Raw genomic sequence first — 21,051 nt, 5'->3', positions numbered from 1 at the left:
GACAGGACATGCCCGATACACCCCCCGGCCCCACGCTCCTCGGCTTCGACGTCATCCTCGTCGGCTCGATCCTGGCGGGCATCGCCGCGGTCGCGGTAATGTTCGCGATCTATGCCGCCGTGACGGTGAGAGATCCGATGACTCGCCGGGTCAAGGCGCTGAACGCCCGCCGCGACGAACTGAAAGCCGGCATCGTCAAGGTCAATGCCCGCAAGCGGCAGAGCCTCGTCCGCAAGTCCGAAGGGACCGAGCGGGTGAAGGACACGCTCTCGGGCATGAAGGTCCTGCAGCAAAGCCAGATCGAGGCGATCCAGCAGCAGCTTGCGCACGCCGGCTATCGCAACAAGGAACTGGCCGTCTATGTTGTCGCGGGCCGGATCATCCTTCCGCTTCTGCTCGGCGGGCTGGGCTTCGTGATGATCTACCTGATCGACTACTTCCCCGACTGGGGCGGGATGAAGCGGTTCGGTGCGGTCGCGATCCTGCTGATCCTGGGATACAAAGGGCCGGAACTGTTCCTGAAGAACAAGGCCAGCAAGCGCACCGACATCATCCGCAAGGGCTTGCCCGATGCGCTCGACCTTCTGGTCATCTGCGCGGAGGCGGGCCTGACGGTCGACACCGCGTTCAACCGGGTGGCGAAGGAACTGGGCCGTGCCTATCCCGAGCTGGGCGACGAGTTCGCCCTGACCGCGATCGAGCTGTCGTTTCTCACCGAACGCAAGATGGCGTTCGAAAACCTTGCCTATCGCGTCGATCTTGAGGCGATGCGCGGGGTGGTGACGACCATGGTCCAGACCGAGCGCTACGGCACGCCGCTCGCTTCGGCGCTGCGCGTGTTGTCCGCCGAATTCCGCAACGAGCGCATGATGCGCGCGGAAGAGAAGGCCGCGCGCCTGCCCGCGATCATGACCGTGCCCTTGATCCTGTTCATCCTGCCGGTCCTGTTCATCGTGATCCTCGGCCCGGCGGCCTGCTCGATCAGCGACGCCTTCGCGTCCAATCCGGGCCGCTGATCCGCCCTGGGGGCGGGCAAGCGGCGATACAGGTCACCCGGCGACGGGATCGTCGAAGTCGTCGTCGGGGTCGAGTTCGCCCGCCCGCTCGCGAACCCGGGAAAGCATGCGGCTGAAGGTCGCGCGCTCTTCCGCGGTGAAGGCGGCGAACAGGCGCTGTTCCATCTCGCGCGCGAGCGGCATGATCCGGTCGTACATCGCCCGCCCTTCCCCCGTCAGCGCCAGGTGATGCGATCGGCCGTCGGTGGCGTTCGGTTCGCGCTCCACCAGGCCGCGCTCTTCCAGGCTGCGGCAGGCCCGGTTCACCGCCACTTTGTCCATCACCGTGCGCACTGCCAGATCGCGCTGGGTCGCGGAATCGGCATCGCCCAGAACCGCCATGATCCGCCATTCGGGAATCCGCAGGTCGAACTGGTTGCGATAGACCTCCGCAATACGGTTGCTGGCGGCGTTCGAGGCGATCGAAAGCTGGTAGGGCAGGAACTCGTCGAGCTTGGTCGGGCGGGCCTTTACAGTCATCGGATGGTTTCTAAGGCAACCGGTCGGCTTGGCAAGCCGGCTAGCGATATTCGGGTTCGTCCCACCACGGGTAGAACGCCGGCATGTCGCGCGAAGGCTTCATCGGGAATTCGGGCGGTCGCTTTTCCAGGAAGCTCGCGACCCCTTCGGCCGCATCGGCGGTGCGCGCCATCGAATAGATCGCCCGGCTATCCACCCGGTGGGCGTGCATCGGATGATCCGCAGCCGAAAGCCGCCACATCATCGCGCGGGTCAGCGCGATCGACACGGGCGATGTGTTGTCGGCGATTTCCCGCGCGAGGGCCCGCGCCTCCCCCATCAGCTTATCTGCCGGATGGACCGAGCGGACCAGCCCGGCGTCGTGCGCGGCCTGTGCATCGAAGATGCGCCCGGTATACGTCCATTCGAGCGCCTGCTGCATGCCGACGAGCCGCGGCAGGAACCAGCTGGAACAGGCTTCCGGCACGATCCCCCGGCGCGCGAAGACGAAACCGTATCGGGCCGTGTCGGAAGCCAATCGAATGTCCATCGGCAGCTGCATCGTCGCCCCCACGCCCACGGCAACGCCGTTGCAGGCCGCGATCAGCGGCTTGGTCGCATTGAACAGCCGCAGCGTCAGCCGCCCGCCGCCGTCGCGCACCACCGGATCGGACAGATCCTCCACCGGCTGTTGGGAGGCAAAGGGCTTCGCCCCGTCTTCCGGCGTCAGGTCCGCGCCCGCGCAGAAGGCCCGGTCGCCCGCACCGGTGAAGATCACGGCCCGTACCGCATCGTCGCCGTCGATGAAGTCCATCGCATCGACGATCTCGCCCATCATGGTCCGGGTGAAGGCGTTCATCTTCTCCGGCCGGTCGAGGGTGATCGTGGCGATCCCCTCGTCGATATCGAGCCCGATCTGGCTATAGCCGCTCATCGCCTTCTCCCTCGGCAACGGTGAGACATGGACCGCATGTTACACTGTCCTGGCCCAAAAAAACGGGCGCCCCCGAACCGGCGCAAATACGAACCGGGTCAGGGGCGCCAATTGTGGTCATCCCGCCACTATAACGCAGCAGGGACGCTGTAGGAAAGCGATCAACGCGGCGCCATGCGAATGCCGCCGTCGAGCCGCACATCTTCTCCATTGAAGTATCCGGTTTCGATCATGCACATCGCCAGCCTGGCATATTCTTCCGGATTGCCGAGCCGCTTGGGGAACGGGACCGAAGCCGCCAGCGCTTCCTTCACCTGCGGCGGGGCGGCGTTCATCAGCGGGGTGTTGAAGATGCCGGGCAGGATCGTGTTGACGCGAATGCCCTCGCCCATCAGGTCGCGCGCGATCGGCAGGGTCATGCCGATCACCCCACCCTTCGACGCGGAATAGGCCGCCTGGCCGATCTGCCCGTCTTCGCCCGCGACGCTGGCGGTGTTGACGATTGCGCCGCGATCGCCATCCTCGCTCAGCGGGTCGAGCGTCATCATGCCGGCCGCCGATTTCGCGATGCAGCGGAACGTGCCGACCAGGTTGATCTGGATCACCCAGTTGAAAGCATCAAGCGGGAAGTGGCTGATTTCGCCGGTCTGCCGGTCGCGCTTGGCCGTCTTGATCGCGTTGCCCACGCCCGCGCAATTGACCAGGATGCGTTCCTGCCCATGCGCCTCGCGCGCCCTGGCGAAGGCCGCATCGACCGAAGCCTCTTCCGTCACGTTGCATTCGCAGAACACGCCGCCGATCTCTTCGGCGACTTTCTTGCCCTTCTCTTCCTGCAGATCGAAGATCGCGACTTTCGCGCCCTTGGCGGCGAGCGCGCGCGCCGTGGCCTCGCCCAGGCCCGATGCGCCGCCGGTCACGACTGCGGGAGTATTGCTGCTGACTTCCATTTCTTCATCCTCTTCCTGAGCCCCCGCTGCGGCGGAGGCATCGTGCAATGGTATCCGATAACCGGCACTTATGCCGCGAGTTGCGGGCGGTTCAAAGCGCCTCGATAATCGTGACGTTGGCGACGCCGCCGCCTTCGCACATCGTCTGCAGGCCATAACGCTTGCCCCGCGCCTTCAGCGCGTGGGCCAGCGTCGCCATCAGCTTGGTCCCGCTGGCGCCCAGCGGGTGGCCGAGCGCGATCGCCCCGCCGTTGACGTTGAGCCGGTCCGGGTCCGCCCCGGTATGCTTCAGCCAGGCGAGCGGCACCGGCGCGAACGCCTCGTTCACCTCGAACAGGTCGATCTGGTCGATCGTCATACCCGCGCGCTGCAGCGCCCTGTCGGTCGCGAACAGCGGTTCTTCCAGCATGATCACCGGGTCGCCGGCGGTGACGGTCAGGTTCACGATCCGCGCCAGCGGGGTCAGCCCCTGTTCCTTCAGTACTTTTTCCGAAACGATCAGGGCCGCGCTCGACCCGTCGCAGATCTGGCTGGCGGTGGCCGCGGTGATCGTGCCCTTCTCGCTCAGCAGCTTGACCGAGGCGATGCTTTCCAGCGTGGCATCGAACCGGATGCCTTCGTCCACCCTGTGCATTTCGGTGCCCTCGGCAGTCTCGATCTCGACCGGGACGATCTCCGCTTCGAACGCGCCGGCTTCGGTCGCGGCGATTGCCTTGCGGTGACTGTCGAGTGCGAAACGATCGAGATCGTCCTTGGTCAGACCGTGCTTGTTCACGATCATCTCGGCGCCCATGAACTGCGACCACATGACGCCGGGATACTTCTCTTCCAGGCCCGGCGACTTGTAGGTGCCCAGCCCTTCCTTCATGTGGAATGTCGCGGTGGAGCCCATCGGCACCCGGCTCATGCTTTCCACGCCGCTGGCGATCACGACATCCTGCGTCCCGCTCATCACCGCCTGCGCCGCGAACTGGATCGCCTGCTGGCTCGACCCGCATTGCCGGTCGATCGTAACCGCGGGGGTCGACTGCGGCAGGGTCTTCGATGCCAGCACCGCGTTGCGGCCGACATGCATCGACTGTTCGCCCGCCTGGCTGACGCAGCCCATGACGACATCGTCGACGCTGGCGGGATCGATCCCGGTCCGCGCAACCAGCGCATCGAGCGATTTCGCCGCCAGATCCACCGGATGAACCCCGGCAAGCCGACCACCCCGGCGCCCCCCGGCCGTGCGAACGGCATCGACGATATAGGCTGCTGACATAGACTTCCTCTCCAGTTTCGTTTTGCTACTGGTTACGCAGCAAAAAGGACACGGTCAAGCGCGCCCCTCGTACAATGGCGCGGGAAAGCGTCGCTTTTCGAATGTTGCAAAATGGCGACATGCGTGGCCAATCTTTGACACTCAGGCCCATTTGGATTTGCGACACACGCAAAGGTGGCGCATCCCTGTCCCCAGCGAGGCGAGCGTGTGGAGTGCACCCTCGTTCTCAGCAGAACATGAAGCCCGCAAGTTCGGGCGGATCCAAAGGGGATAGAGATCTCATGAAGAATTCAACCATTCTCAAGGCCAGCGCAGCGCCTATCGCGCTCGGTCTTGCCCTGTCGAGCGCCCCGGCGTTCGCGCAGGATAGCGAAGCAGGAGCTCAGGCTCAGACCGGTCAGACGATCGTCGTCACCGGCTCGCGCATTCAGAACCCGAACCTGGAAAACGCCAGCCCCGTCGCTGTCGTGACCAGCGAAGAGCTCGGCCTTCAGCAGGCCAACACGCCGGAAGAATCGCTTCGGCAGATTCCCGGGCTCGTTCCCAGCGTCGGTTCCAATGTGAACAACGGCAATGGTGGTGCGACTTACGTCAATCTCCGCGGCCTGGGTGAAAATCGCAATCTCGTCCTGCTGAACGGCACCCGCCTTGTTCCCCAGGGCCTGAACGGCCTGACCAATATCGACGTCATTCCCGTTGCTCTTCTTGAGCGCATGGATGTTCTGACCGGCGGCGCGGGTGCGGCCTATGGTGCGGACGCCATTTCCGGCGTTGTCAACTTCGTTACGAAGAGCGATTTCGAAGGCGTCGACCTTTCGCTCAGCAACCAGATTACCGAAGAGGGTGACGGTCACACCTTCCGTGCCGATTTGCTGGTCGGCGGCAACTTTGCGGACGGTCGCGGCAATGCCGTTTTTGCCGTCGGCTACACCAATCGCGATGCTGTGTTTCAGGGCGACCGCCCCTATGGCGTAAACAATATTAGCTCGTTCAGCGGCAACGCAGGTGGCTCGTCCACCGCCGTGCCGAGTGTGATCACAGTTCCGGGCACCACCAGTGGCACGCTGCAGGTGCAGGGCGACTCGCTGGTTCCGTTCTACGAGCCGTTCAACTTCAATCCGTACAATGTCTATCAGACGCCGCTGAAGCAGTACCGCCTCTACGGCGCGGCGCGCTATGAAGTATCTGACGCGATCGAAGTGTTCACCGAAGGCATGTTCGTGCAAAGCACGACCTCGACGATCATTGCGCCGTCTGGCACGTTCCGCAATGTTCTGGACACGCCGCTCTCCAACCCCTTCATGGGCGATGGCATCCGGAATCAGATCTGCGGCTTTGATACCGATGGAGACGCCCCAGGTACGCAACGCCTCTTCTCGCAGGCAGAATGCGACGCTGCAGCGACGGCAACCGATCCCAACGATCCAAACTACCGGACGGTCGGTCTCGATTACGGTCGTCGCTTTGTCGAGTTCGGCCCGCGCCTGAACGACTATCGCACCCGTCTGTTCCAGGTGAAGGCCGGCGCGCGTGGCCCTCTGACCGACACTCTGGATTGGGAAGTCTTCGGAGCTTATGGTGAGAGCGAAAATGTTTCTCGTCAGTCCGGCAATGGTACGCTGACCCGCCTCCAGCAGGCTGTGCTCGCCACCGATCCGAACGAATGCCTCGACACGAGCAATGGCTGTGTCCCGATCGATCTGTTCGGTCCGCTCGGCAGCCTGACGCCTGCGGTTCGCGATTTCCTCGACGTTGGGAACAGCGGAACCGAAGGCGCCGAACTGAGCCAGGTTCAGGCGTTTATTGCCGGCGATCTCGGATTCGGCATTTCTTCGGAGCCGATCAGCATCGCGCTGGGCGGCGAGTATCGCGACTATTACGCGTTCAGCCGCTCCGATCTTCTGTCGCAGACGCCTGGCGAAGTGCTCGGTAACGGGGCAGCAGCGCCCGATACCGAAGGTTCGTATGACGTCAAGGAAGTCTTCGGTGAGCTCATCGTTCCGCTCGCTCGCGGAACCGCGTTCGCCGATGAACTGACGCTGGAACTTGGCGGACGTATCTCCGACTATTCGACCACCGGTACCGAGTATACCTGGAAAGTCGGCGGTACATGGTCGCCGATCCCGAGCTTCCAGGTTCGCGGTGGTTATCAGAGCGTGACGCGTGCGCCGAACATCGAAGAACTGTTCGACGTTCCCACGACCGGCCTGGACAACTTCGGCACCGATCCGTGCTCAGGTTCGGCTCCGGTTAACGACGCCAACCTTCGCGCAATCTGCCTGGCGCAGGGCGCTCCGGTGAACTCGATCGGGAACATTCAGGTCGACCCCGCTGGACAGGTCAACGTGACCACCGGCGGCAACCCGGATCTCGATGCCGAAAACGCGAAAACGTGGACGCTCGGTGCGGTCTTCCAGCCGGACTTCATCCGTAACTTCACGATGACGGTCGATTACTACAACATCACGCTGGAAGACGCGATTACGGAACCGAACATCGGCGACGTTTTTGCGGCGTGCTTCGACAACAATCCTTCGCCGAACAATCCGGCATGTACGGCAATTCGCCGCAATCCGGCCACCGGCAACCTGTTCGGGAGCGTTGCGACCACACCTGGCCTTCCGCTTAATCTGACCAACCAGGGCCGGCTCTTCACCGACGGTATCGATCTGACCATGAACTGGAGCACAGATCTCGGCTTCGCCGGGCTCGACCTGGGGTTCGCCGGCAACTGGACCAACCGGTCCGAGTTCAAGGCGAACCAGGATGACCCGCAGGGCCTGAACCGTGATTGCGTTGGGCTGTACAGCATCAACTGCTCGTCGATCCAGCCGGAGTTCTCGTTCACGCAGCGCACCACGCTGCGGTTCGACGATTTCGATCTGTCGCTGCGGTGGCGCTACATCGACGGCGTTCAGTACGAGCCGATCCAGCTCGCCAATGACTTCGCGGCTGCCGAAGCGGAAAACCGCGACGATAATGGTGTTCTGCTGCCGGTTGCTGATCAGGGCTGCCCTGATTACGAAGGCGCGGACCCGGGTGGCTGCGTACCGAACCCGGAATTCCGCTCGATCTCTGCCGAGCATTATTTCGATCTGACCGCCGTGTGGCGTGCAGCGGATAACTTCTCGTTCACCGCAGGGATCATCAACCTGTTCAACAACAAGCCGAAAGTTGTCGGCAGCAACATTGGTTCGACGGCGTACAACAGCGGCAACGTTTATCCGTCGACCTATGACCCGCTCGGACGTCGTTTCTCTGTTACAGCGCGTCTGACGTTCTAATCTGCATTTTGTGCAGGAGTTTGAAGGGGCGGCTTCGGCCGCCCCTTTTTTTTGTAGTATTTGCGAACGAGGTGAAACCCGGTTACAACGCTGGGGAGACGAGGAGTTGACCGAATGTTTTCTTTGATTTTGACCGCGCTTTTGATTCAGGGCGGAACGGCGACCGAAGGCGAAGCCGTTCGTTCCGCAGAAACAGCTGCCGTCAGCAAGGCTGCAGCCACGGAAGATCTCGAGCGTAAGGTTTGCAGAACGTTTCGCGTTACCGGTTCGCGAGCCAAGCGCGAACGTGTCTGCATGACGCGCGCCCAGTGGATAGCTCACGAACGCGAAACGCGTGACGAAGCGGGTCGGGTAACCAATACCGGAGTCTGCTCCAACGCTGAGATGTGCAGCGGAGGCTGAGGCGAACATTCTCGCCTCTCGATAACATGGATTGTCGCCGATCAGATCGGCTGGAAGAACCCCGCGCGCACAAAGGAGTGGGTGCCGGCGAGCTGATAGAGCGAAGTTCGGTCGACTGTCATTGCCGATTGCCGCCCTTCGATCAGCGCTTGTCCCCACTGTAGCGCGGCGATGCCGCGGTCATCGAGTCCCCTTTCGAATGCGCCGGAAACGAAGGCCAGCAGCCGCTGGTCTCCCATGCGCCCCGGGCGGCTTTTGCGCGCCAGCGCACGAACGGGTTGTAGCAGGCTGCAGGAGGATCGTAGCGCTCAGGTATCTCCGCCCACAGTGAGCCGTGCCAAACCGCCAAAGGAGCCGTTGAGAATCGTCGATTATCAACGCGAGGAACGCCATGCGCGGCTTGCTCGGCAGCTGGCTGCGGTTCAGTGATCGACTATTCCCCCACCTGTCAGTTCGTATTGTTGCCGCACGATCATCCTTGATCGTAGTAGAGGGCCTGACTCACGCGAGCCGCCAGGACTCGGGGCAGCTTATGCGTTTACTATACGGCAAAATATACAAGTCAAAAAAGGGGCGGGAAAATCCCGCCCCTCAATTCGTGGGTTTCAAAGATTACTCAGAAGCTGCGGGTCACATTCAGGAACACCTGACGTCCGAGGAAATCATAGGTTCCGTAGTTGAAGTAGTTACCTATCGTTGGACGACGGCTGCTGGCACCCGTTCCATAGCTGCCAATCACTGGCGGCTTCTCGTTGAACAGATTGTTCACTCCGAGCGTCATCTTGGCAAGCCCTTCCCAATTGTACTGGATCGACAGTGCGTGTTCCCAGTAAGCCTCTGCAACCTGATCGCTGACAACCGTCGTACCGCGGAAATTGATCGGTTCGGACTGAAGAGCTTCAGTCGAGTCCATCTTGCCGGTGTAATCAACCCCGTAACGGAACGTCCACTTTTCATCTGAGGTGGTGTACCGCAGGTCAAACGAACCGACCCACTTCGGCCCACCAGTTGTACCGTGGTAACCCAGCAAGCCGAGATAATCGTCTGGCTCAACTTCTGCAGAAGACTGATAGACCATCGACAGATTGCGTGTGGCATGAGCCTGGGCGACCAAGCGCCCCCCAGCCAGTTCCGTATCGAAACGCAGGTTAAAGTCGATACCGTCAGCCTTCTGCTGAGCGATGTTCAGATACGGATCGTCGAACGACACCAAGGTATTCTGAGAGTCCTCACGTGCACTGACCAAAGTGCAGAAGAAGTTTCCTGAGCGGAAATCGCTGGAATCGTAGCAGCGATCAAGAATACTTGTTCCGAGCTGGCCGACCTGACCTTCGACCTTGATGTACCAGTAGTCAACCGCAAGCGAGATGTTCGAAAATGACCCCAATGGCAAATCAAGTACACCGCCGAAGCCATAGCTTGTCCCAGTTTCCGCGTTCAAAACGCCCGCACCGCCCTTTGTGAAGGTTTGAGGTGTGCTGTTGGCAACCCAGTTATCGAGAACGCCGTCGCCGTCGCTATCGTTGTTAAAGTTAGCAGCGCCAATTTCGGCATCGCAGTTCTGATAGGCATTGCTGGCTGGATCAAGACCGACGACATATTCATCACAGGGATCGTAACCGAAGAAGCCGGATTGATCCGCAACGAACTGCTCATAAAGATTCGGTGCACGGAAGGTAGTTTGGTATCCGCCGCGGAAGCGAAACTCTGGAACCGGAGCATACTGCCCACGGATACCGTAGGTCCAATCCGAACCATAAGTCTTGTAGTCGGTATAGCGAACCGAACCTTCAATCGTCAGTTCGTGGACCATGGGGCGATTCGCCAGCAACGGGAGGACCAATTCCCCAAATACCTCGTTAACCGTGTCCTTGCCAGTCGTGATGCCCGACGAAGAGTAATTATAAACGTTACCGGTCTGTGATGCTTCCGACGGAACATCATTGATGTAATCCCGGCGGTGTTCATAACCGAGCGCAAATCCAGCCGAACCACCCGGTAGCTCGAACAACGAACCGTCGACCACGAGTTGTCCGGTCCACTGGTCGAACTTGGTCTTCCCTACATTGTCAAAATAAATGTAGTTCATCACGTTCTGCGGAATGTTCCCAGCAAGTGATTGTGGATTGAACGGGTCGAATGGTACGCAAGCGGAGCCTGCGATGAAGTTACCCCCGCCATCGACATTCGACCGACAGGTGTAACTGTTGTTGCCGCCATCGACATAACCAAATTGCCCCGGAATCGCAGTCGTGATGTTCTCCGCAGGCGTACCATCGGGGGCCAGAACCACATCGATCGAATTGCGCAGAAGGCGAGAATCAATGTTCTGATTCCGACTGGTCGCATCCGTTCTTGAGTACATTAAATTCGCGTCAAACCGCCAATCGGATATACCCAAGTCGCCGCGGAAACCGCCGTGAATGCGACCATAATCGACCGCCTGCTTCGACCGCCGCAAAGGCGGAACGATGAAGAAGCGAAGTTCCTGATATCCGTTAGCCGTCTGGGTCATGGCCGCATTTGGGTAAAATGGGGTTACAACACCATCATCAAAGGTATCGCGAATAAACTGCCCATCCGGCCCACCATAGATGTATGCGCCTGTTTGCGCACCATCCCAAGATATTTGCGACGAGTAATCGTAGTGCGAACGACGACGGGTATAAAGGCCTTCCATATAGGCTTCGATTGATGGCGTCACTTCATAAGACGCATCGATGAAACCAGTGACCGTCTGAATTGGAGGAATGACATGTGCACGATCTTCGACTTTTGAATGAGTCGGACGGAGATCGTAATCATCCACTGAGAACCCTGTATTCGGATCCGCATTGGCAGGGTCATTTTGGTTGTAAGTGAAGCGGCCAACCTGGCCAGAAAAATAATCGATACCGAGCATATAATATTGCGCAGTGCCATTGCCAGCGGCCTGGAAGGGGTGACAACGCAGTTCGTTCGTGCCTGGAATGAGCTGACCAACAGGTTCGCCCGTCGTCGCATCGACAAAGCCATCCTGCGGACAGGTAAAGTCGCTGCGCGCATCGAACCGCATGCCAGTACGCTCACGATATTCCAACGAACCCGTGATGTGCCCTCGATCGAAAGTTTTGCCTGCTGTAACGGAGGCACGATAGGTGCGACCGCCACCCCCATGCTCAATCGGTTGATTGGTGTAAAAATCAAGAGTCACACCATCATAGTCCGTTTCGGTGACGATGTTGACGACGCCTGCAACAGCATCAGAGCCGTAAACTGCCGAAGCGCCCTCACGCAGGACCTCGATCCGTTGCACGACGCCCAACGGAAGAACATTCAGGTCAGCCGCAATCAGCTGCGGGCCGGCACCGGCGGGCGCAACACGGCGTCCATTGAGCAGAGTCAAAGTGCGCGATGCACCGAAGCCACGAAGACCGATCGTGGCTGCGCCCGGACCATTGTCCGAAACATAACCGACAAAAGTATCATTGATCTGGCCCGAGCCAGACGTGACAGTGTTGCTCTGAAGAAGATCGGTTGCGGATTCAACACCACCGAGAACCGCATCCTCCTTGGTGAAGACATCAATCGGCGAAGCCGCGTTGAACGTATCGCGACGGACACGCGAACCGGTCACAACAATAGTTACCTCACCACTATCAGGGCTGACCTCCCCCGGTGTGGCACCAACCTGTTCTTCAGTATCATCCTGAGCAATGGCGGTGCCACTGGCACCAACGCAAAGTGCAACCGCGATCGCGGAAAAAGCTGAACGGATTTCAAGTAAGCGCATGACAGCCCCCTCATGCATTGTGGAAAACATGCTCTGTGCGCCCCGCTAGAACCACGGCACACAATGATTCATTCAATTGCAAACTTTCCTTTGAATTGAAATGGAACGCCACGCAAGCGGCATGATTGCAAGGAGGTTGTGGCATTTTTGCGACGGTGAGAAGCAAGCATTTTGCCGGCTACATATCTCATGAAAGCAAGGGGTGGCTCACACCACAACCATCGACAGCTCCCCATCCCCTTCGTCGACCTTGACCGTGCTGCCGTCGGGCACTTCGCCGGCCAGGAGTTTTTCCGCCAGCGGGTCCTGCAGATAGCGCTGGACCGCGCGTTTGAGGGGGCGGGCGCCGTAGACGGGATCGTATCCCACGCGGCCCAGCCAGCGGCGGGCGGCGTCGGTCAGGTCGAGCGTGATCTTGCGGTCGGCCAGCAGTTTCTGCACCCGCGCGACCTGGATATCGACGATCGGCGCCATGTGTTCGGCCGCCAGGCGGTGGAACAGGATAATCTCGTCCAGGCGGTTGAGGAACTCGGGCCGGAAATGTCCGCGCACGACGTCCATCACCTGGTTTTCGACGCTTTCCACCCCTTCGCCGTCCTCGATCTGGGTCAGGAACTGGCTGCCGAGGTTGCTGGTCAGGATGATCAGCGTATTCGAGAAATCGACCACCCTGCCCTGCCCATCGGTCAGCCGGCCGTCGTCGAGGACCTGGAGCAGCACGTTGAACACATCGCTGTGCGCTTTCTCCACCTCGTCGAACAGGACGACCTGATAGGGGCGTCGCCGCACGGCTTCGGTCAGCACGCCGCCTTCTTCGTACCCGACATAGCCCGGGGGGGCGCCGATGAGGCGGGCGACGGCGTGTTTTTCCATAAATTCGCTCATATCGATGCGTACGAGAGCATCGTCGTCGTCGAACAGGAAGCCGGCGAGCGCCTTGGTCAGTTCCGTCTTGCCGACGCCCGTGGGGCCGAGGAACAGGAAGCTGCCGAGCGGCCGGTTCGGGTCTTGCAAGCCGGCGCGCGCGCGGCGCACGGCCTTGGACACGGCCTGCACCGCCTGTTCCTGCCCGATCACCCGCTTGCCGAGGATCGATTCCATCTGGAGCAGCTTTTCCCGCTCCCCTTCCAGCATCTTTTCGATCGGCACCCCGGTCCAGCGGCTGACGATCGACGCGATATCCTCGTCCGTCACTTCTTCGCGCAGGAGCGCATTTTCGGTGTGACCCTGCGCTTCCGCCAGCTTCTTCTCCAGCTCGGGAATGCGGCCGTAGGATAGCTCGCCCGCCTTCGCGAGGTCGCCTGCGCGCTGCGCCTGTTCCAGTTCGATCCGCGCCTGGTCGAGATCTTCCTTCAGCCGGCTTTCGGCGTGGATCTTGTCCCGCTCGTTCTGCCAGCGCGCGGTCAGTTCGCCCGACTGCTGTTCGAGATTGGCCAGTTCCTCGCGCAGCGCGGCCAGGCGATCCTTCGACGCCTGGTCGCTTTCCTTGCCCAGCGCCTGCTCCTCGATCTTGAGCTGGATGATCCGGCGGTCGAGCACCTCGATCTCTTCCGGCTTGCTTTCCACTTCCATGCGGATGCGGCTCGCGGCCTCGTCCATCAGGTCGATCGCCTTGTCGGGCAGGAAACGGTTCTGAATATAGCGGTTGGAAAGCTGCGCGGCGGCGACGATCGCGCCGTCGGTGATGCGCACGCCGTGATGCAGCTCGTACTTGTCCTTGATCCCGCGCAGGATGGAGATCGTGTCCTCCACCGTCGGTTCGTCGATATAGACCGACTGGAACCGCCGCTGCAGGGCCGGGTCCTTCTCGACATATTTCTGATACTCGTCGAGCGTGGTGGCGCCGATGCAGTGCAGCTCGCCCCGGCTGAGCGCGGGCTTGAGCAGGTTGGAAGCATCCATCGACCCTTCCGACGCGCCGGCGCCGATCAGCGTGTGCATCTCGTCAATGAACAGGATGATCTGCCCGTCTGCGCCCTTCACTTCGTCGAGCACGGCCTTCAGCCGTTCCTCGAACTCGCCGCGATACTTCGCCCCGGCGATCAGCGCGCCCATGTCGAGCGACATCAGCGTGCGCCCTTTCAGGCTATCCGGCACGTCGCCGTTCGCGATGCGCAGCGCCAGCCCTTCGGCGATCGCGGTCTTGCCGGTGCCGGGTTCGCCGATCAGCGCGGGATTGTTCTTGGTCCGCCGGGCGAGGATCTGCACCGTGCGGCGGATTTCCTCGTCGCGCCCGATCACGGGGTCGAGCTTGCCGTCACGCGCGGCCTGGGTCAGGTCGCGGGCATATTTCTTCATCGCGTCGTAGCTTTCTTCCGCGCCCGAACTGTCGGCGGTACGCCCGCCGGTCACGTCCTGGATCGCGGCCTCCAGCCCCTTGGCATCGACATTGGCTGCCTTGAGCGCGCGGCCCGCCGCACTGTCGGCAGAAAGCGCCAGCGCTTGGAGGATTCGCTGCACCGGCACGAAGCTGTCGCCGGCCTTTTCCGCCAGCTTTTCCGCCTGGTCGAGCAGGCGAACCGCGTTATTGTCCAGCCCCGGCGTCTGCTGCGCGCCCGACCCGGATACGGCGGGCACTTTGCCCAGTGCGGCGTCAACCTCGTCCACCGCCAGCCGCGGATTGCCGCCGGCCCGTTCGATCAACTGCCAAGCCATGCCCTGGTTATCCTCCAGCAGGGCCTTGAGCAGGTGTTCGGGGCTGATCCGCTGATGGTTCATGCGGATTGCAATGGTCTGCGCCGACTGGAGAAAACCCTTGGCGCGATCGGTGAATTTTTCGAGATTCATCGGTGATCCCTTATCCTGAGTACCGGCTCGATATGGTGTTGCCAGTTTGCAACACAAGCCCATCCCGAGCGAACGGGGCGAGGTGTGTTACCCAGATATAGGACCATCGCCCGGCGAGGCGAGAGGAAACGGCAACTTTTTGCAAGATTGGCGCGCCCTACCCGGTTCGGCTCGCCCGGTCGCGCGGGTGCCGCTCAGTCGCTGACGACGCTTTCGATGCCGGGGACCAGCAGCGTGCGGCCGCCGCCGAAATCCTGCCGCACGACGACGAGGCCCAGCCGTTCCATATGTTCGAGCAGCCGGCGGATGCGCCCCGGAGAGCTGGAGCCGTAAACGCGGGCCAGCTCGTCATCGTCGGGCGCGGCCAGCCCTTCCGCCGCCGCTGCGGCGATTGCCAGATATGGGGCAAGCACGTCGTCCGGCACGCTATCCGCCAAGGCAAGGATGCGGGGCTGCACATCCGCGGCCAGCCGGTCGAGCCCGGCGCTGGCAATGGCAAAACTGCGGCGGAACGCCGTCATATCGGGCAGCGGGCCGACCAGTCGCTGCTTGCGACAGCGCAGCAAGAACCCCTGATAGAGGGCGGAAGCCGACTGGAACGTCGCCCCGTCTTCGCGCGCCATCGCCGCGATCACGGCCTCCACCTCCTCCTGACCGCCGCCTTTCGGGCGATCGGCCCCGCTTTTGGCGGAGACAGGATCGGTCTGACCCGGATCGCGCCCATCGGCCGTTTCGATCGCCTCCACCAGTTGCTCCGGCGCGGGGGCCGGTGGCGGGGGCGGGGGCGGCGGAACAGGCCTTGCCGCCTCGTTCGCGAGATCGCCGAGGAGGAGCGTCTCCATCTCTTCCGGTGCGGCATCGGGCAATGGCATCAGCCCGTCCTTGCGCGCGGCGCTGCCCGATTTGACCGGGCCGATCTTCACCGCCAGCGGGCGGCGGCTGATTGCGGGGCCGAGGGCGAGGAAATGGCCGCGTTCCAGTTCGCGAATCCGTTCCGCCTGGCGCCGCTCCATCCCCAACAGGTCCGCCGCGCGGACCATGTCGATATCGAGGAACGTGCGCCCCATGAGGAAATTGGACGCTTCGGCCGCGACATTCTTGGCCAGTTTGGCCAGCCGCTGGGTCGCGACAATCCCGGCCAGGCCGCGCTTGCGCCCGCGACACATCAGATTGGTCATCGCGCCCAGCGTCATGCGCCGGGTATCTTCGGCCATTTCACCCGCGACCGAGGGGGCGAACATCTGCGCTTCGTCCACCACCACCAGCGCCGGGTACCAGTGTTCGCGCGGGGCATCGAACAGCGCGGTCAGGAACTGCGCGGCGCAGCGGATCTGCTGTTCGACCTCCAGCCCCTCCAGCGCGAGGACGACCGAAGCCCGGTGCGCGCGAATGCGGCGGGCGAGCGCCTCGATCTCCGCCGGGGAATAGGCCGCACCGTCGATCACGACATGGCCGAACGGTTCGGCCAGCGAGACGAAGTCCCCCTCCGGGTCGATCACCACCTGCTGCACCATCTGGGCGCTTTCTTCCAGAACGCGGCGCAGCAGGTGCGATTTGCCGCTGCCCGAATTGCCCTGGACGAGCAGGCGCGTGGCCAGCAGTTCCTCCACGTCGAATTCGACGGGCGTCCCGCTGGCATCGTGCCCTATGGTGATCTTCGCTTTCACAGCAGGCGGGGTAGCGGGCCGAATCCGCGCGCAGGAAGGGCCGGCGGCGAGTTATCCCGAGGGTATTTGCCCCCTGCCCGCGCCGATCCGCCGGTTTCATCCCAGTGATGCCCCCGGTCCCCCGAACCATGCAGTTTGCCGAAAAAAGCGTGTCGAATTGCAGGCTTGCCCTTAGGATCGCGGCGATAATTGCGAATCAATTCCGGGGGACATCATGAAACTCAAACTCGCCACCGTCAGTCTTGCCGCGCTCGCCTTTGCAGTGGGCACCGCGGCGCAAGCGCGCAGCACCGCCGATCCCGCGACCGATCCGGCAGCGGCCGCAGCCGCTGTAACCGGCGAACCGGCCCCGGTAGCCGACCTGATCGAAAGCGTTTCGATCCCCTACGACCAGTTCCAGCTCGCCAACGGGCTGACCGTGCTGGTGCACGAAGATCGCAAGGCGCCGGTGGTTGGCGTGTCGGTCTGGTACGGCGTCGGGTCGAAGCACGAACCCGAGGGCAAGACCGGCTTCGCCCACCTGTTCGAACACCTGATGTTCAACGGCAGCGAGAATGCGCCGGGCGACTTCTTCGAACCGCTGCAGCAAGTGGGCGCGACCGATTTCAACGGCACGACCTGGTTCGACCGCACGAACTATTTCGAAACCGTGCCCACCGGCGCACTCGACCGCGCGCTGATGCTGGAAAGCGACCGCATGGGCTATCTCCTGGGCGCGGTGACGCAGGAGAAGCTCGATAACCAGATCGGCGTGGTCCAGAACGAGAAGCGGCAGGGCGACAACCAGCCTTACGGCCTGGTCGAATACGAACAGCTCGAAAACCTCTACCCCTCCGGCCACCCTTACCACCATTCGACCATCGGTTCGATGGATGACCTGTCGGGTGCGACGCTGGACGACGTGAAGAACTGGTTCCGCGATCACTACGGCCCCAACAACGCCGTTCTGGTGCTGGCCGGCGACATCGATACCGCGACCGCGCGCGAAAAAGTGACCAAGTGGTTCGGCGCGATCCCCGCCGGGCCCGCGATCGAACCCGTCAGCGCGCCGGTCCCGACCCTGGCGGAACCCAAGGCGAAGACGATCTACGATCGCGTCGCCAGCCCGCGCATCTATCGCATGTGGGCGGTGCCCGGCCTCGACAATCCCGAATATCTGCCGCTGTCGATGGGCGCGACCGTGCTGGGCGGGCTGGCCAGTTCGCGGCTCGACAATGCGCTGGTGCGCGAACAGCAGCTTGCCGTGCGGGTCGTCGCGAGCGCGCAGATCTTCGCCCAGGCGGGCCAGTTTATCGTCTATGCCGATGCCAGGCCCGGCGTCGACCAGGACAAACTGGCCGCCGCGCTGGATGCCGAAATCGCGCGCTTTGTGGCCGAAGGGCCCAGCGCCGATGAATTGCAGCGAGCGACGACGACTTATGCCGCCGGCCAGATCCGCGGGCTGGAGCAGGTCGGCGGCTTTGGCGGCAAGGCGCCGACGCTGGCGCAGGGCCTGCTCTATTCCGGCAATCCGGCGGAATATAAGAAAGTGCTCGAATCCGCAGCCGCGATGACGCCCGAACGCGTCCGCGATGTGACTGCCAAGTGGCTTTCGCGGCCGGTCTTCGCGCTGACGGTGGAACCCGGCGACCGGAAGGAAGGCGGCGAGAATCGCGGCGGCTTCTTCACCGGCGCCGATGCCGGGGGCGACAGCGGCCTGGCCGGTCCCGCCTTCTATTCCGGCCCGTTCGCCGTTCAGGCACCCTCGCAGGCGGCGGAAGCCGACCGTTCGCAATTGCCCGAAGTGGGCGAGCTGAAGCCGCTCGACTTCCCCGATATCGAACGGGCCACCCTGTCGAACGGGATGGAAGTGTTCTTCGCGCGGCGCGATGCAGTGCCGACCGTCAGCGTGCGGGTCGATTTCGACGCCGGGTATTCGGCCGATCCGAAAGACAGGCTGGGCATCCAGTCGCTGATGCTGTCGTTGATGGACGAAGGGACGACCCGGCTCAATTCGACCGCGCTTGCGATTGCGAAGGAACGGCTGGGCGCCTCGCTCTATGCCGCGGCGGATGCCGACACGACATCGGTGGGGCTCAACGCACTGGCGCCCAATCTTGCGCCATCGCTGGAACTGATGGCCGAATACGTCCGCCAGCCGGCGTTCGACGCAAACGAGCTGGAGCGTGTGCGCGCCCAGCAGCTGACCCGGATCGAAAACGAGCTGAACAATCCCAGCGCCATCGCCCAGCGCGCGCTGGCGCCAATCCTGTTCGGCGAACGCCATCCCTACGGCATTCCGCCGTCCGGTACGGGCAGCGCCGAAGTCGTCGAATCGGTGACGATCGACGAGATTCGCGATTTCCACCGCACGTGGCTGCGCCCCGACATGGCGCGGGTTTTCGTGGTCGGCGAATCGTCGCTGGGCGAAGTCACGCGGATGCTGGAGGCCAGCTTCGGCGACTGGCAGGCACCCGCCGAACCGGCACCGCAAAAGAACTTCGACGCGCCGATCCCGCAGCAGCAATCGCGCGTGATCCTGGTCGACCGGCCCAATTCGCCGCAGTCGGTGATCATGGCCGGGCGCGTGCTGGAGCAGAAGGGGACCGACGACCTGACCGTGCTGAACGCCGCGAACGAAGTGTTCGGCGGCAGCTTCCTCAGCCGGATCAACATGAATCTGCGCGAGACGAAGGGGTGGTCCTACGGCGTGCGCAGCCTGGTGCAGCAGCCGCTCGACCGGTCCAGTTTCCTGATCTACGCCCCGGTCCAGGCCGACCGCACGGCGGATTCGATCGTCGAACTGCGCAAGGACCTGGCCGCCTATACCGATGACAAGGGCGTAACCACGGAAGAGCTGACGCGCCTGATCAACGGCAACGTGCGCGAATTGCCCGGGCGGTTCGAAACCTCGGGCGACGTGCTGGGCGGAATGGTGAACATCGTTACCTACGACCGGCCCGACGACTACTACGAAACGCTGGCCGCGAAGTATTCGGCGCTGACCGCGCCCCAGCTCGATGCCGAAGCGCGCAAGGCGCTGCTGGGCGACGATCTCGTGTTCGTGATCGTGGGCGATGCATCGGTGGTCGAACCGCAGCTCGAAGGGATCGGCCTGCCGGTCGAAGTCCGGCGCTCCGAAACCACATCGGGCGAATGAGCTTGTTGACATTGATGTAAGCAGAGGCGATTGCTAGGCCGAACTTCAACCGAGGAGATGACAATGTCTGTTGGCGGCACTTACGACTGCATAACCAAGACCCCGATGGGGGAACAGAAGAGCACGTTCACCGTAGTCCCGAGCGACGACGGCACGACCTTCACCGGCCAGAACGCCGGCACGCTCGGCTCGATGGACGTGAAAGACGGCAAGATCGACGGCAACACGCTGACCTGGAAGATGGACATGACCGTGCCGATGCCGATGACGCTGGACGGCACCGCAACGGTCGAAGGCGACCAGCTGACCGGCACCGTCAACGCCGGCGCTTTCGGCGCCATGCCGATGACCGGCCAGCGCGCCGGCTGATCCGCGCGATCACCACAACACGCGAAGGGCCGCCGGAGCGATCCGGCGGCCCTTTTTCTTTTGAGCGCAACACACAAATTGCCAATTACTCGGTCCTATATCGCAAATTTATCACGAATATTGTGCGCTAAATTCAATGACATCGGCCATTCTACGATCAACCTGTGCAATTTTTCAATTGCGATCATATTCTTGTAAAGTATCGTAACGAACTGCATTGATTCATAGGGGGGATCATGAAAAAAGCACTCGCTTGCGCGCTACTGAGTTTTGGCCTGATTGGTTGTGCGACTGTCAAAAACAACTACGTCCCACAGCGCGAACAAATCAGCTTTCCTGCGCTATACGAGGTGCAGACTGTCACTCTCGGAGAACAGATGCTGGCGCAAGGCACCGCAACAACCACAAGAGGTGTTTATCTTCCGGAAGAGAATAACATCAAGGGCTTTATCTTAAGTAGAGGCTTTTACCCTCAGACTGGGCAAGATGGAGACTTTGTGTTTACTTCTTTCGAGACGCGAACCAATGATCCGGAGATTGGGCAGGTATCGTTAAAAGGAGGGCTTTTCGGGCAGCTTATTTATCCTCGCGGTCTCCGATTTGACACATCGAAGCAAGAAACTTGTGCCATAGTTCCAAATATGTACGGCTTGTCCCAGCCAATTTGCGATACTGAATATAGCTATCAATTTACCGAACGCCCTTTTGTTTCGCCCAACGATTTCCAGCAGACACTTATTTATAGTGGGCGTGTGAGCGACAAAATACGGGCAAGCTATCGCGAATTCTCAGGCAACATGGCCCGTTCGGCTTTTACAAACGAAGCAGAATACGATCTGTCTCAATCAAAAATCATTGCTTACAAGGGTGCCAAAATTGAAGTTATTGACGCAAATAACGAAGAAATAACGTATCGCGTTCTGTCTAATTTCAATCTTGGGGGGCGATAGCCTCCTTAAAAGGGAGCACAGT

General features: G+C 61.6%; 14 protein-coding genes. 6 read left to right on the top strand and 8 right to left on the bottom strand.

From position 1 onward, the window contains the following. The first annotated feature begins 8 nt into the window (after positions 1-8). Positions 9-1,016, top strand: coding sequence for a type II secretion system F family protein (locus AM2010_RS01900; RefSeq protein ID WP_047805632.1), 1,008 nt, complete (start codon positions 9-11; stop codon positions 1,014-1,016). A 33-nt stretch (positions 1,017-1,049) separates the two neighbouring features. On the opposite strand, the gene AM2010_RS01895 is transcribed toward AM2010_RS01900, so the two are convergent. The 4 genes from AM2010_RS01895 to AM2010_RS01880 all read right to left on the bottom strand — a co-directional run bounded on the left by AM2010_RS01895 (position 1,050) and on the right by AM2010_RS01880 (position 4,659). Next, complete coding sequence (locus AM2010_RS01895; RefSeq protein WP_047805631.1) at positions 1,050-1,535, bottom strand: MarR family winged helix-turn-helix transcriptional regulator; 486 nt, start codon at positions 1,533-1,535, stop codon at positions 1,050-1,052. A 40-nt stretch (positions 1,536-1,575) separates the two neighbouring features. Further along, positions 1,576-2,448, bottom strand: a complete 873-nt coding sequence (locus AM2010_RS01890; RefSeq protein ID WP_047805630.1) for a crotonase/enoyl-CoA hydratase family protein — start codon at positions 2,446-2,448, stop codon at positions 1,576-1,578. Positions 2,449-2,609: 161 nt separating this feature from the next. After that, positions 2,610-3,395 (bottom strand): SDR family NAD(P)-dependent oxidoreductase, encoded by a 786-nt coding sequence (locus AM2010_RS01885; protein WP_047807613.1) that lies wholly within the window; start codon positions 3,393-3,395, stop codon positions 2,610-2,612. A gap of 91 nt (positions 3,396-3,486) precedes the next feature. After that, positions 3,487-4,659, bottom strand: a complete 1,173-nt coding sequence (locus AM2010_RS01880) for an acetyl-CoA C-acetyltransferase (RefSeq protein ID WP_047805629.1) — start codon at positions 4,657-4,659, stop codon at positions 3,487-3,489. A 74-nt stretch (positions 4,660-4,733) separates the two neighbouring features. Here AM2010_RS01880 and AM2010_RS01875 point away from each other — a divergent pair, with 74 nt between their 5' ends. Continuing rightward, on the top strand, positions 4,734-7,943 hold the full coding sequence (locus AM2010_RS01875; RefSeq protein WP_244881990.1) for a TonB-dependent receptor domain-containing protein: 3,210 nt from the start codon (positions 4,734-4,736) through the stop codon (positions 7,941-7,943). Between the two features lie 114 nt (positions 7,944-8,057). Beyond that, complete coding sequence (locus AM2010_RS01870; protein ID WP_047805627.1) at positions 8,058-8,345, top strand: hypothetical protein; 288 nt, start codon at positions 8,058-8,060, stop codon at positions 8,343-8,345. Positions 8,346-8,386: 41 nt separating this feature from the next. Here the strand turns inward: AM2010_RS01870 and AM2010_RS01865 are convergent, their stop codons facing one another. The 4 genes from AM2010_RS01865 to AM2010_RS01850 all read right to left on the bottom strand — a co-directional run bounded on the left by AM2010_RS01865 (position 8,387) and on the right by AM2010_RS01850 (position 16,571). Further along, the gene (locus AM2010_RS01865) at positions 8,387-8,584 is read right to left on the bottom strand and encodes a hypothetical protein (RefSeq protein WP_047805626.1); all 198 of its coding nucleotides are present in this window, start codon (positions 8,582-8,584) and stop codon (positions 8,387-8,389) included. Positions 8,585-8,961: 377 nt separating this feature from the next. Beyond that, positions 8,962-12,117 carry a TonB-dependent receptor domain-containing protein gene (locus AM2010_RS01860; protein WP_160325566.1) on the bottom strand — a complete coding sequence of 1,052 codons (3,156 nt, stop codon included), beginning with the start codon at positions 12,115-12,117 and terminating at the stop codon, positions 8,962-8,964. Between the two features lie 207 nt (positions 12,118-12,324). Further along, a complete protein-coding gene (gene clpB / locus AM2010_RS01855; RefSeq protein ID WP_047805624.1) occupies positions 12,325-14,904 on the bottom strand; it encodes an ATP-dependent chaperone ClpB in 2,580 nt (859 codons plus the stop codon). A gap of 194 nt (positions 14,905-15,098) precedes the next feature. Next, positions 15,099-16,571, bottom strand: coding sequence for an ATP-binding protein (locus AM2010_RS01850; RefSeq protein ID WP_047805623.1), 1,473 nt, complete (start codon positions 16,569-16,571; stop codon positions 15,099-15,101). A 214-nt stretch (positions 16,572-16,785) separates the two neighbouring features. Here AM2010_RS01850 and AM2010_RS01845 point away from each other — a divergent pair, with 214 nt between their 5' ends. From AM2010_RS01845 to AM2010_RS14125, 3 genes are all read left to right on the top strand, one after another. Beyond that, positions 16,786-19,710, top strand: a complete 2,925-nt coding sequence (locus AM2010_RS01845; RefSeq protein ID WP_047805622.1) for a M16 family metallopeptidase — start codon at positions 16,786-16,788, stop codon at positions 19,708-19,710. A gap of 63 nt (positions 19,711-19,773) precedes the next feature. Beyond that, entirely contained in the window at positions 19,774-20,079 is a 306-nt protein-coding gene (locus AM2010_RS01840) for a hypothetical protein (RefSeq protein WP_047805621.1), read from the top strand. Between the two features lie 236 nt (positions 20,080-20,315). Continuing rightward, on the top strand, positions 20,316-21,029 hold the full coding sequence (locus AM2010_RS14125; RefSeq protein WP_150115213.1) for a putative periplasmic lipoprotein: 714 nt from the start codon (positions 20,316-20,318) through the stop codon (positions 21,027-21,029). Positions 21,030-21,051: the final 22 nt, after the last annotated feature.

It is taken from the genome of Pelagerythrobacter marensis (assembly GCF_001028625.1).
GTDB lineage: Bacteria > Pseudomonadota > Alphaproteobacteria > Sphingomonadales > Sphingomonadaceae > Pelagerythrobacter > Pelagerythrobacter marensis.
This window is presented reverse-complemented; position numbering and strand designations above follow the sequence as displayed.

Excerpts from the sequence above, each read along its gene's own strand:
- clpB (WP_047805624.1), bottom strand. The coding sequence starts at position 14,904 with ATGAATCTCGAAAAATTCACCGATCGCGCCAAGGGTTTTCTCCAGTCG.
- AM2010_RS01880 (WP_047805629.1), bottom strand. The coding sequence starts at position 4,659 with ATGTCAGCAGCCTATATCGTCGATGCCGTTCGCACGGCCGGGGGGCGC.
- AM2010_RS01870 (WP_047805627.1), top strand. The coding sequence starts at position 8,058 with ATGTTTTCTTTGATTTTGACCGCGCTTTTGATTCAGGGCGGAACGGCG.
- AM2010_RS01890 (WP_047805630.1), bottom strand. The coding sequence starts at position 2,448 with ATGAGCGGCTATAGCCAGATCGGGCTCGATATCGACGAGGGGATCGCC.
- AM2010_RS01860 (WP_160325566.1), bottom strand. The coding sequence starts at position 12,117 with ATGCGCTTACTTGAAATCCGTTCAGCTTTTTCCGCGATCGCGGTTGCA.
- AM2010_RS01900 (WP_047805632.1), top strand. The coding sequence starts at position 9 with ATGCCCGATACACCCCCCGGCCCCACGCTCCTCGGCTTCGACGTCATC.
- AM2010_RS01895 (WP_047805631.1), bottom strand. The coding sequence starts at position 1,535 with ATGACTGTAAAGGCCCGCCCGACCAAGCTCGACGAGTTCCTGCCCTAC.
- AM2010_RS01865 (WP_047805626.1), bottom strand. The coding sequence starts at position 8,584 with ATGGGAGACCAGCGGCTGCTGGCCTTCGTTTCCGGCGCATTCGAAAGG.
- AM2010_RS01845 (WP_047805622.1), top strand. The coding sequence starts at position 16,786 with ATGAAACTCAAACTCGCCACCGTCAGTCTTGCCGCGCTCGCCTTTGCA.
- AM2010_RS01875 (WP_244881990.1), top strand. The coding sequence starts at position 4,734 with ATGGCGCGGGAAAGCGTCGCTTTTCGAATGTTGCAAAATGGCGACATG.
- AM2010_RS01840 (WP_047805621.1), top strand. The coding sequence starts at position 19,774 with ATGTCTGTTGGCGGCACTTACGACTGCATAACCAAGACCCCGATGGGG.
- AM2010_RS01885 (WP_047807613.1), bottom strand. The coding sequence starts at position 3,395 with ATGGAAGTCAGCAGCAATACTCCCGCAGTCGTGACCGGCGGCGCATCG.
- AM2010_RS14125 (WP_150115213.1), top strand. The coding sequence starts at position 20,316 with ATGAAAAAAGCACTCGCTTGCGCGCTACTGAGTTTTGGCCTGATTGGT.